The sequence below is a fragment of the Salinicola peritrichatus genome (assembly GCF_003206715.1).
GTDB classification, from domain to species: Bacteria; Pseudomonadota; Gammaproteobacteria; order Pseudomonadales; family Halomonadaceae; genus Salinicola; species Salinicola peritrichatus.
Map to the genome: position 1 here is coordinate 1 of NZ_PZJU01000046.1, position 11,724 is coordinate 11,724.

The 11,724-nt window shown below is 65.7% G+C and carries 11 protein-coding genes; 2 read left to right on the forward strand and 9 right to left on the reverse strand.

The annotated features are described in order from the left end of the window. Positions 1 to 140 precede the first annotated feature (140 nt). Together dinG and rhlB are read right to left on the reverse strand one after the other, a co-directional pair. The gene (dinG, locus tag DOM57_RS15765) at positions 141 to 2,276 is read right to left on the reverse strand and encodes an ATP-dependent DNA helicase DinG (RefSeq protein WP_110650149.1); all 2,136 of its coding nucleotides are present in this window, start codon (positions 2,274 to 2,276) and stop codon (positions 141 to 143) included. 66 nt (positions 2,277 to 2,342) lie between these two features. Beyond that, on the reverse strand, positions 2,343 to 3,632 hold the full coding sequence (rhlB, locus tag DOM57_RS15770) for an ATP-dependent RNA helicase RhlB (RefSeq protein ID WP_110650150.1): 1,290 nt from the start codon (positions 3,630 to 3,632) through the stop codon (positions 2,343 to 2,345). 228 nt (positions 3,633 to 3,860) lie between these two features. On the opposite strand from rhlB, the gene DOM57_RS15775 reads away from it, so the two are divergent. Continuing rightward, complete coding sequence (locus DOM57_RS15775) at positions 3,861 to 4,100, forward strand: hypothetical protein (RefSeq protein ID WP_110650151.1); 240 nt, start codon at positions 3,861 to 3,863, stop codon at positions 4,098 to 4,100. Beyond that, positions 4,100 to 4,918, forward strand: a complete 819-nt coding sequence (gene xthA / locus DOM57_RS15780) for an exodeoxyribonuclease III (protein WP_110650152.1) — start codon at positions 4,100 to 4,102, stop codon at positions 4,916 to 4,918. The genes DOM57_RS15775 and xthA overlap by 1 nt, the downstream gene beginning before the upstream one ends. A 452-nt stretch (positions 4,919 to 5,370) precedes the next feature. Here xthA and DOM57_RS15785 read toward each other — a convergent pair whose 3' ends face one another. From DOM57_RS15785 to DOM57_RS15815, 7 genes are all read right to left on the reverse strand, one after another. Then, positions 5,371 to 6,588, reverse strand: coding sequence for a heme biosynthesis protein HemY (locus DOM57_RS15785; RefSeq protein WP_239496267.1), 1,218 nt, complete (start codon positions 6,586 to 6,588; stop codon positions 5,371 to 5,373). 2 nt (positions 6,589 to 6,590) lie between these two features. After that, positions 6,591 to 7,352 (reverse strand): energy transducer TonB, encoded by a 762-nt coding sequence (locus DOM57_RS15790; RefSeq protein WP_110650153.1) that lies wholly within the window; start codon positions 7,350 to 7,352, stop codon positions 6,591 to 6,593. Continuing rightward, entirely contained in the window at positions 7,352 to 7,759 is a 408-nt protein-coding gene (locus DOM57_RS15795; RefSeq protein ID WP_110650154.1) for an ExbD/TolR family protein, read from the reverse strand. The genes DOM57_RS15790 and DOM57_RS15795 overlap by 1 nt, the downstream gene beginning before the upstream one ends. Further along, a complete protein-coding gene (locus tag DOM57_RS15800; RefSeq protein WP_110650155.1) occupies positions 7,752 to 8,285 on the reverse strand; it encodes a MotA/TolQ/ExbB proton channel family protein in 534 nt (177 codons plus the stop codon). The genes DOM57_RS15795 and DOM57_RS15800 overlap by 8 nt, the downstream gene beginning before the upstream one ends. Beyond that, positions 8,269 to 9,690, reverse strand: a complete 1,422-nt coding sequence (locus DOM57_RS15805; protein WP_239496268.1) for a MotA/TolQ/ExbB proton channel family protein — start codon at positions 9,688 to 9,690, stop codon at positions 8,269 to 8,271. Before DOM57_RS15805 ends, DOM57_RS15800 begins: the two co-directional genes overlap by 17 nt. Then, positions 9,687 to 10,532 carry a DUF3450 domain-containing protein gene (locus tag DOM57_RS15810; RefSeq protein WP_239496269.1) on the reverse strand — a complete coding sequence of 282 codons (846 nt, stop codon included), beginning with the start codon at positions 10,530 to 10,532 and terminating at the stop codon, positions 9,687 to 9,689. Before DOM57_RS15810 ends, DOM57_RS15805 begins: the two co-directional genes overlap by 4 nt. Positions 10,533 to 10,770: 238 nt before the next feature. Then, a complete protein-coding gene (locus tag DOM57_RS15815) occupies positions 10,771 to 11,709 on the reverse strand; it encodes an electron transfer flavoprotein subunit alpha/FixB family protein (RefSeq protein WP_110650157.1) in 939 nt (312 codons plus the stop codon). Positions 11,710 to 11,724 lie beyond the last annotated feature (15 nt).

Consider the following 11,724-nt stretch of genomic DNA (forward strand, 5'->3'; position numbering starts at 1 on the left):
GCCTATGGGGTATAGGACCGGGCTGGCGCTCCAGCACCGCGCACAAATTCGCCGGGAGCGAATTTGAACGGCCGCAGGCCGGCCTTCGGTGACCGCCAGGGATGGCGGTCATAGCGCAGCGATTCGCCTGCGCAGCCATTTTATACAGTGTTTGCCTCGATCTCGCGTCGGAACGGCGGCAACGCATCCAGCAGCGCCTTGCCATAGCGTCGCGTGAGCACACGGCGGTCGAGCAGCGAGATACGGCCGCTGTCGTTTTCCTTGCGAATCAGCCTGCCGCAGGCCTGCACCAGCTTGATCGAAGCATCCGGCACCGAGATCCGCATGAACGGATTGCCGCCCTGGCTCTCGATCCATTCGGCGAGCGTCGCCCCGACGGGATCGTCCGGCACCGAGAATGGCAATCGGGTAATCACCACATGGGTCAGATAGCGTCCAGGAAGGTCGATGCCCTCGGCGAAACTCGCCAGGCCGAAGATCAGACTCCCCTCGCCGGCGTCGACGGCACGGCGATGGCGCTCAAGCAGCTCCCTCTTCGGCAGCCGGTCCTGCGCCAGCAGCCGCGAGGCCCACGGCTCGGGTAGCGCATCGGCGACACTGCGCAACTGCTTGCGCGACGAGAACAGCACCAGCACCGCCTCGTCGTCCGCCAGGGCCTCGATGAACTGCACAATGGCGCGATCGTGCCCCGCCGCATCGCCGGGATCGACGGCCTCGCGCGGCACGCTGAGCGTCGCGCGCGAGTAGTCGAACGGGCTCGGCAGGCGCTGATAACGATAGCGGTTGGCCAGTCCTGCCCGCTCCTGGAGGCGCTCGAAGCGATTGAGCGCGGTCAGCGTCGCCGAGGTGACCACCGCGCCATAGCAACTGCCCCACAGATGTCGCGCCAGGGTTTCCGCCGCCGACACCGGACTGGCCGAGAAGGTCAGCTCGGGCTCGCCGCCGAAGCTCTCGAACGTCAGCCAGCGCGCCTGGGGCTTCTGTTCCGCCGGGTCCGGCGTCGCCATCGCCTGCCACAGCGCATGAGCTTCCAGCGCGCGCCCATGCAGCAAGGCGGTCAGCGGCAGCCACGGTTCCGCCTGCTCACGGGCGAGCCCCGTCGATTTATCCGGGTCGAGACTCTCGCGCAGAATGTCGCTCATGGTCTCCAGATCCCGCGACAGCTCGGCAAACGGAATCACCAACTGCTGCGCGAGATCGACCAGCGGCTGCGGCGCACGGCCATTGGGGAAACGGAAATGCTGGGTCTCGTTGCCGGCCCCCTGACTCAGCCCCGCGATCTGATGCCCCATGGCGTAGGCGTCACCGAGCCGCGGCTCCAGCGCCGCGATACGCTCGGGAAACGCCGCCAACAGACGCGCCAGCGTGGGCTGCGACCCCAGTGCGGTATTGAGCTCGGTCAGCGACTTCTTGAGCGTGCGCAACCAGCGCAGCGTACCGTTGATGGCGAAGCGGTGATAGAAGTGTTCTAGCGCCTTGTCCGGCAGGTGGTGCCCTTCGTCGAAGACGTAGATGCAATCCTTGGGAGACGGCAGCACCATGCCGCCACCGAGCGCCAGATCGGCCAGTACCAGGTCGTGGTTGGCGACGATGATGTCGGCCTGTTCGAGATGGCGACGCGAGCGGAAATAGGCACAGGCACCGAAATGGCCGCAACGGCGGTTGGTGCACTGTCGATGATCCACCGTCAGCCGGCGCCAGTCGCGATCGTCGATCGCCACCGGCCAGCTGTCGCGATCGCCTTCCCAGTTGCCCGAAGCATAGGTATCGGCCATCTCCTGGATCAGCTGTGGGAAATCGCCGCCGGCATCGGTGGTGATGGTCTGCTCGAACAGCGACAGCGTCGGGTTGGGCTCCGCGCCTTCCAGCGCCTGGTCGAGCTTGGCCACGCAGAGGTAGCGCCCGCGCCCCTTGGCCAGGGCATATTCGAAGTCGAGCCCGCTATGCGCCTTGAGCTTGGGCAGGTCCTGATTGAGCACCTGCTCCTGCAGCGCCACCGTGGCGGTGGCGATCACCAGACGCTTGCCGCGGGCCTTGGCCACCGGCAGCGCCGCCAGCAGGTAGGCCAGCGTCTTGCCGGTGCCGGTGCCCGCCTCGAGCACGCAGACATGCTCGTTGGAGGTGCGCCGCCCTTGCTCGTCGCGCTCGATGGAGGCCAGCGTACGCGCGATCTCGGCGATCATCAGCCGCTGACCATAGCGCGGCGTGAGTTCGAGTCCCTCGAGCACGCGCCGGTAAGCGTTCTGAATCTCCTGCTTGAGGGTCTCGTCGAGCATGCGAATTCCGAAATGGCCAGAGGGGGCGACCATCCATGGGCATGGATGGTCAGGAGGCGCCGCCGATCAGGACACCATCGATTCCGGCGGCTGCTCGCAGGGCAGCTTGTCCTTGATGTAACTCTCGATCTCGGGCAGCGAGAAGGCGTCCTCCTCGCCGACGAAGCTGATCGAGACGCCCTTGGCGCCCGCGCGGCCGGTACGCCCGATGCGGTGGACGTAATCCTCGGGGTCTTCCGGCAGGGTGTAGTTGATGACGTGGCTGACGTCCTCGATATGAATGCCGCGGCCAGCGACGTCTGTCGCCACCAGCACCGTCACCTCGCCTTCGCGGAAGCGCTCCAGCGTCTTGATTCGCTGACTCTGCGGCACGTCGCCGGAAAGCATGGCGGCGTTGACGCCCTGCTCGCGCAGCATCTGGTCCAGTTCGCGGACCAGATCGCGACGGTTGCCGAACACGATCACCCGCTCCATCGACTCCTGCTTGAGCAGATTGACCAGCAGCTTGCGCTTGTCGCTGTCGCTGACCAGGTAGACGCGCTGATCGATATTGGCGGCGTTTTCCGTCGTCACCTCGATCTCGACGTGGCTCGGATTGCAGGTCCACTGCTCGGCGAGATTGAGAATGTCCGGCGTGAAGGTGGCCGAGAACAGGAAGGTCTGACGCTCCTCGCGCTTCGGCGTATAGCGGATGATCCGCTTGACGTCGGGGATGAAGCCCATCGACAGCATGCGATCCGCCTCGTCCAGCACCAGCACCTCGACCTGGGAGAGGTCGATGTCGCGCTTCTGCTGAAAATCGAGCAGGCGCCCCGGCGTGGCCACCAGGATGTCGAGGTTCTTGCCCAGCTGGTTGCGCTGCTTCTGGTAATCCATGCCGCCGACCACGCTCGCCACGTTGAGCGAAGTGAAACGCGCCAGCGCCTTGGCATCCTTCTCGATCTGCAGCGCCAGCTCACGGGTCGGCGCGATGACCAGCGAACGCGGCGTGCCCGGGCGCTGGCCATCCGGCGCTTCCTCTTCGAGGAAATAGGCCAGCAGCGAAATCAGAAAGGCCGCGGTCTTGCCGGTGCCGGTCTGGGCCTTGCCGACCACGTCGCCACCGAGCAGCGTATGCATCAGCGCCTCGGCCTGGATCGGCGTGCAGTACTCGAATCCCTCGGCCTGGATCGCGCGCATCAGCGGTAGCGGCAGATCGAAATCGTGAAAACGCCAGCGACCGGCAACGGGCTCGACCTGGAACTGTTTCAGCGACCAGTTGGAAGCGGTCCGCGACTGCGATTTACGTGGCTTGCGCCGACGCCGCTTGGGTCTGCGGTTCTGTGCCGGTGCCTGGGTGTTGTCCGACTCACTCATAATTATGACGAATGTCCGAATTCGATTGACGGTGACACTCGCGACGACGGGCAATGGCCGGGACAGCACCGAAGACGGCAGCGCCCAACGCCTGGCCTTCGACGGGTCGCAGCAGGCAAGCCCGATCGCGAGCAGGCGCACATTGTACCAGCCCTGCCCGCCAACGTCGCGCCAGCGCCTGTACCTGTTAGAATGCGTGTTTTAACGAATCATCAGCAGGTCGCACGCATGACTCGCAGAAAGAAGACCCGATCGCTGGCCGACAAGGTCACGATCCGTACCGGCAAACGCAAGGATTATCGTCGCTGGCGCCACGAGAATCCCGACGAGGTCACCTCGTCACGCCGCTACGTCGACAAGAAGACTCGTCAGCGCAAGGCTCAGGCCGAACGCAAGCGACAGCGCCAGAGCGCTCCGCCACTGCCGCTGCATACCCATACTCCTGCCGATGACAAGGACTCTCACTGATGCGCCTGGTTTCGTTCAACATCAACGGGATTCGTGCCCGACTGCACCAGCTGTCCGCACTGATCGAGACGCACTCCCCGGATGTGATCGGCTTGCAGGAAACCAAGGTCCAGGATAGCGAATTCCCCCGCGAGGCGGTCGAGGCGATGGGCTACCACGTCCACTTCCATGGCCAGAAAGGCCATTACGGCGTCGCGCTGTTGACCAAATCCATTCCGGAAGCCGTCTACTACGGCCTGCCGGACGACGGCGAAGAAGCCCAGCGCCGCCTGATCGGCGCCACGCTCAACATGGCCGACGGCGAACCGCTGACGGTCTGGAACGGCTATTTTCCCCAGGGCGAGAACGTCGCCCACCCGACCAAGTATCCCAACAAGCGGGCCTTCTATGCCGGATTGCAGAGCCTGCTGAACGAGCGTCACGATCCGGCGGAGCGGATGGCGATCATGGGCGACTTCAACATCTCGCCGGAAGACATCGACATCGGCATCGGCGAAGACAACCGCAAGCGCTGGCTGCGCGAAGGCAAGACCAGCTTCCAGCCGGAAGAGCGCGAATGGCTCGATCGGCTCAAGGCATGGGGTCTCAAGGACAGCTACCGCCTCTGCCACCCGGATAGCACCGAATACTTCAGCTGGTTCGATTACCGCTCCAAGGGGTTCGAACGCGAACCCAAACGCGGCCTGCGCATCGACTACATTCTCGTCACCGAACCGCTGGCCGCGATGACCCGCCAATCCGGCATCGATTACGACTTGCGCGGCATGGAACGCCCCTCCGATCACGCCCCGGTGTGGAGTGAGTTCGAGTTGGCATGAATTTCGTTGCCGGGGTTTTTGCCAAGGCAACACATTCTGGCAAGGTGAGCTTACCACTGACCGAGTTCGAGCTAACGTGAGTTCCGTTCACGAGTTTTTTGTCAAGGTAATGAGCGCTTTGGCGGAGGCGTGAACGGTCGATCGAGCCATCGTCATGGAATACCTCGCCCCTGACGCCTTCCAGACGGCGCTGAACGATTGAGCGCTGAACCGGGGCTTGCGACATGGATGTCGCAAGAGGCGCGTTGGGCAGGATGCCCTTTCGCGCCGACCCGAGTTCAGCGATCCAGCGTTCAGGGTTACGCCGTCTGTGGCGTCAAAAAGGGGAGCGCGAGGGGCTTGCCCCTCGCAATAACGAGCACAAGGATGGTCAAGACGCGATCAGTGGTGAACTCGTCAAACCACAATCCGCCACCTTGCCAAAAACCGATTGGCACGCGAGCCGACCACCGCTACGCCGATCCCAGCGAGTCGAGCCATTGCTGGGCCTGGGCGACGCCGGCGTTCCTGGCCTGCCGGAACGCATCGCGGGCCGCATTCTGCTTGCCCAGCTCAAAGGCGGCAATTCCCTGCAGCAGCCAGTCGCGCCCCGAGGGATCGCTACCCGTCTGGTGCAATTGCGTCATGGCTTCCAGCGTCGTCTGCCATTCGCCCCAGCCGTAGGCGACTTCCGCCAGTTGCCGCCAATCATCGGGACTGCCGCTGTGCTCGGCGAGCGCTCGCCAGGCGGCAATCGCCTTGGCATGGTTGCGCGCCGCCGTCCATGCCTGCGCCAGCAGGCGCCGGTTGGCGGCACTGGCCTCGAGCCGACCATCGTCGAACCACTGCTCGAGATGCTCGGCGGCACGGGCCGGCGTACCCCCGGCGATGTGCAGCTTGGCCAGTTGCAGCAGATCGTCGTTTGAGGTCAGCACGCCACGCCGCCAGCCGCTTTCCCAGATCGCCGCCGCCCGCCCGTCGTCGCCGGCTCGCTGTGCCAGGCCGGCCGCCCGACGCCAGACATCGGGGGCGGAGCTGTCGCTACCCAGCAGCGCCAGCGCATCGTCGAAGCGACCTGCCTGCTGATAGACCGTACTCGCCAGTTGCAGACGATCACCCTGCCAGTCGGCGTCGTTTTCTTCGCGCAACCGATCCAGCGAGTTCGCCGCCGCCGACCATTGCCCGAGCGAGGCGCGGGCCTGGATCAGTAACCAGCGCGAGGCGTCGTCGCCACCGCTGCGCTCCACCCATGCCGTCAGCAGATCCGCGCCCTGCTGCGTCTGCCCGGCGTGCAGGCGTAGCTCGGCCTCCTGGTGGAGCCATGCCAACTGCCGCGAACCTGGCACGCCGTCAACGCTTCGCGCCTCGGCCAACAGATCCGCCGCCCGCGAATCCTGGCCCTGACGCGCGCTGGCGATAGCCGCCAGTTGCAGAAACAGCGCGCGTGCCCAGCGGTCGGCGGCATTGCCACCCTCGAGCCGCGCGGCTGAATCCACGGCTTGGGAAACGACTGCGGCGTCATTGCCGGCATCCAGCTGCGCCTGCATCGACTGCAGCGCCTGAATCATGTCCGCGCGCAGCGCCGGTCCTTCGGCATGTGCCGTCGACATCGCGCCATAAACGAGCAGCAGCACGACGATACCAGGCAAACAACGCCTGCCGAGCATGAACAGGGACTTTTGCGGGTTCACGATCAGCCCTCCAACTGAAACTGGATGCGCTGCGTGGCGCGCCGAACGTCATCCGCCGGCGGGAAACGCCACTGCGATACCGCCTCCCTCACCGCGCGATCGAACACATTGGCCGGCTCGGCATCGATCACCCGCAGGCTGCTCGTGTCCACGCTGCCATCCGGGCGAATGATGAAGCTGACCTCCACGTACCCCTCGAGCCCGCGACGGCGCGCGCGCATCGGATAGGATGGCGACACCCGGCTGGTCGGTTGAAGCTGCCCCACGTCGCGAGGCGCTGCCTGGGTCCCGCGCGGCGGTTGCTGCGATGCCGGATTCGGCTGCGCCGGACCGGGATTGGTCTCGGGTTGCGGTGGCGCTTCGGCGGCCGTTTCCCGGGCCGGTTGAGGCTCGGGTTGCGGTTCTGGCTGCGGTGTCGGTTCGGGCCGCGCTTCGCTGAGCTCAGGCAACGCATCGTCCAGGGTGACGTCCGGCGCCGGCACTTCCGGCGTCTGTGGTTCGGGAATATCCACCGGGCTGGGGGCATCCGCCACGGGTACCGGCGCCGCCGCGGGCGGAGGCGGCGGCGGGCTGGGCGGCGGTAGCGAGGGCGATGTCGGCGCGGGCTGGGCATCGTCCTGTTGCGGCGCCTCGACCATCGAGATCGCCGTCGGCATCATGATCTCGGTATGCTCCGGCTCCGGCGGCGCCACCAGCAGCGCCATCAGGTAGAACAGCAGCAGCGCCAGTAGCGCGCCACCGGCAAGCCCGACCAATCTACGCATCAGCCGGCATCCCGGTTGGCCGCCACCGCGACGTTCTCGACGCCGGCCTTGCGAATGCGATCCATGACTTCGATCAGCAACCCCGTGGTCGAGCGCTTGTCGGCCTGAACCACGACGCTGCCATCGCCGGAAACCAGATCGGCCACCCGGGCGCCGACGCGATGCGCATCGACCGCCTCGCCATCGACCCAGACCGCGCCCTCGCTGGTGATCGCCACCAATACCTGGGTATCGGGACGGGCGGTCGCCTCGCTCGATTCGGGGCGCTGAATCTCCACCCCGCTCTCCTTGATGAAGCTGGTGGTGACGATGAAGAAGATCAGCATGATGAAAACGACATCCAGCATCGGGGTCAGGTCGATACCGGTGGATTCGTCGCTGGCTTCTCGCAAGCGGCGCCTACGCATGAGACTCCTCCACGGCGCGGGCCATGCGATCGTGCAATCGCTGGTCCTCGCGCCGAATGATCTGTTCCAGACGGCTGACGAACAGCAGACCGACTACCGCGACCGCCATGCCGACCAGCGTCGGCAACGTGGCACGCGCCACGCCATCGGCCATCGCCCGGGCCTGACCGCTGTCGCTCAGGGCCAGGCTGTCGAACACCTGGATCATGCCGGTGACCGTGCCCAGCAATCCCAGCAATGGGCAGATGGCGACCAGCAGCTTGAGCCACGGCAACGGTAAACGCAGGCGCGCGATCAGCTCGCGCGTCCATACCTCGCGCAATGTCAGCGCACTCCAGCTGGTATGGTCACGGCGCTTGATCCATGCCTCGATCAGCACCCGACGCGCCCGCCGATGGGTAAAGCGCCAGTAGATCAGCCGCTCCAGCGAAATGGCGAACAGGCACATCGCCACCAGCATGATGACCACCAGGACCTCGCCGCCGGCATTGATCAGCCAGCGGATCGGCTCAAGCGTGGGCACCATGGCGACGCTCCTGAACACTGACTTGGGCGGCAGCGGTTTCGGCCTCGAGATGCTCGGCCAGCACGGCGCTGGCACGCCCCTCCAGCAAGCCGATCAAGCGCCGACTGCGGCTGTTGAGCGCGGTGTTGACGAACAACAGCGGCACGGCCGTGATCAGCCCCAGCACCGTAGTGACCAGCGCCTGGCTGATGCCCCCCGCCATCAGCTGCGGGTCGCCGGTGCCGAAAACGGTGATCGACTGGAAGGTGATGATCATCCCGGTCACCGTACCCAGCAGCCCGAGCAGCGGCGCGACCGCCGCGATCAACTTGACCACCGGCTGACCGCGTTCCAGACGTGGCTGCTCGGCCAGCAAGGCCTCGTCGAGACGCGCTTCGAGCGCCTCGGGGGCGTGATCGCGGCCCAGCGCGGCAAAACGTGCGAGCACGCGGCCCAGCGGATTGTCGTCGCTGAGAGACTCGGGAGCGCGCATCTGCCGGCGCATGCGGGCGCTGACCCGAAGCAGGTAGAGATATTGCGCCAGCGCGATCAGCAGGCCGACGACACCCAGCGCGACGATCACGTAGCCAACATAGCCACCCTGCTGGAATCGCTCCCACAGACTCGGCTGCTGCGACAACGCCTGAAGTACGTCGCCATCGGTCGGATCGACGACGATCTGGTTGCCCTCGCCCTGCTGGAACGCTTGCAGCGCCTGGCTGGCGTCGCGTGGCGTACGGGGAAAGACCGACAGGCGGCCGTCTTCACCGACCCGCTGCAGCAGATCGCCTTGACTGAAGGCCACGGTATCGCCCAGGCGAACCACCTCGCGCGGTTCGACGTCGCCGCCGGGGCCGGCAACCGGCGCCTGGAAACGTACGCCGCGCCCGCTTTCCGCGACCAGTGCGGCCAGCTCCTGGCGTACCTGATGGAGCGTCTGGATGTCGATCAAGCCTCGGTCATCGAGGCGCGGCGGTAACTGCGCATTGCCGCCCACCGTCAACCAGCTGTCGCTCAGTGCATCACGCAGTTCCCCGGCCTGCTGTTTGACAATGGACGAGACCTGCCCGATGTCGCCGGCATCATTGCTGCGCTGCTGCTCGAGCTCCGCCAGCTGCTGTTGCTGCTCGGCCTGGCGGGACTCCAGCTCATCGCGCCGGGATTGCGCCGCCTCGAGACGCTGCTCGGCATCGGCAACGGCCTGTTCCAGTGCCTGCCTGTCGTCCAGCAGCGCTTGCAGGCGCTGGGTATCGCGCGCCTCCGCCGCCTGGGCATCGGCGCGGAAGGATTCGAGAACCTGCTGCAACGATGAGCCATCGCCGGACGGCTCGTCGGATTGGGCGTGGGCGGCGACGGGCAGTAGCGTCATCGCCACGAAAGAGAGCGCCGGCCACCACGCATGACGCTTCACGACTGTCCGTTTCATGACTGTCCCTCCGTCACTGACCGGGTATCCTCGACGGTCAGCGATGCCGGCAGATGCAGCAGCGCCGGGGCGCTCTGGTCCCGGGCGATGCGGATGCCGCGGCGAACCTCGTCGATCTGGTCGCTGTCCAGCGCTTCCCACTCGCCGTTGGCCACGCTCCACACCCCGCCAGCGTGGTTGTCCGGCGTGACGTAGTACCAGCCGGTACGCCCCACGCGCAGGTAATCGACCTCGCGCGCGTACTGACTGCCCTCGCTGGAAGCCCGGGACTGGGCGCCGCTCAGCGGCCCGCTCCATTGGTCCATTTGGCGACCGTAGTCCAGCTCGGTACGCCAGACCGAAAAGATGCGTTGCAGTTTGTCGGCCTGGGAGGTCTCATCACTGGCCAGCATGCGTTCGAGATCGTCGACTCGCGCCAGACGCTCATCGCGCAAGAACGGCATGTCCGCCTCGATCATCGTTCGCAACTGCGTGACCATGTCGCGCATCTCGCCGGGAAGTGCCTCGCGGGTGACGGAAATCTGCGCCAGAGCTTGCTGCTGGGCATCGATGCGCTTGGCCTGATTGGCGACGATCGGCGCCAGCTCGGTGTTGTAACTTTCGAGCCTGTCCGCCTGTTGATTGGCCTGGCGCAACTGCTCGAGCGCCTCGCGGGTGGCGTCGTCGGCGTTGTCGATGCGTTCTTGCAGCTCGGCCTGGGCTTGCTGGGCTTCGATGCTCGCCTGGCTGAGCGAGTCCTGGGCAATCGCGACGCTCGCGGCGCCGCCCAAGCTCACGGCGGCGAGGCAGGATGCCAGCACGCGGCGGCATTGACCTCGTTTCCGCGGGGAATGAAACACCACGCTATCTCCTTGCGAGTGAGCGATGAAAGCTGGTAGATGAAGCCGGTAAAGTAAGTACCGCCCGATCCGCAGCGGAATGGGGCTGGACTCGAGGCGAACACGCTAATACAAACAAGAACAATTATCAATCCGCAGCAATTCATCGCTGCCGGACGTCATCCGCCATCGCCGGACGTGAAAAAGCCGATCCCCATGATGGGCATCGGCTTTCGAACTCAGACCTCGGAGCGGGCTATGGTTACAGCTTCCGCTCCAACTCCGGCAGGATCTCGAACAGGTCGCCCACCAAGCCGTAATCCGCCACCTGGAAGATCGGTGCCTCCTCGTCTTTGTTGATCGCCACGATCACCTTGGAGTCCTTCATCCCGGCGAGATGCTGGATCGCGCCGCTGATGCCCACCGCAATATAAAGCTCCGGGGCGACGATCTTGCCGGTCTGACCGACCTGCATGTCGTTGGGCACGAAGCCGGCGTCCACTGCCGCTCTTGATGCGCCGATGGCGGCGCCGAGCTTGTCGGCGATGCCGTCGAGCAGCTTGAAGTTGTCGCCGTTGCCCATGCCGCGACCGCCGGAGATGACCACTCGGGCGCCGCCGAGTTCGGGACGCTCGCTCTGGGCGAGTTCTTCGCCGAGGAAGCGGGAGGTGTCGTTGGCGACGACAGTGTCGAGCGCTTCGATGCTCGCGCTACCGCCCTCGCCCACGGCATCGAAGGCGGTGGTGCGTACGGTGATCACCTTGAGCGGGTCGTTCGATTTGACGGTGGCGATGGCGTTGCCGGCGTAGATCGGCCGCTTGAAGGTGTCGGCGCTGTCGACCCCGAGGATGTCGGAGATCTGGTTGACGTCCTTGAGCGCGGCCAGGCGCGGCATGACGTTCTTGCCGCCGGTGGTGGCGGCGGCCAGCACGTGGCTGTAGCCGTCGGCGATGGCGACCAGCAGTTCCGCCAGCGGTTCGGCCAGTTGGTGGGCGTGGACGGGGTTGTCGGCGACGCGCACGCGCGCCACGCCGTCGAGTCTGGCGGCGGCTTCGGCAACGCCTTGCACGTTCTCGCCGGCGACCAGGACGTCGATGTCGCCACCGGCGTTCTCTGCGATCTGTCGGGCGGCGGCAACGACGTGGGCGGTGCCGGCGGCGAGTTGGCCGTCGTGGTGTTCGGCCAGGACCAGAATGCTCATGCGATCGGCTCCCTT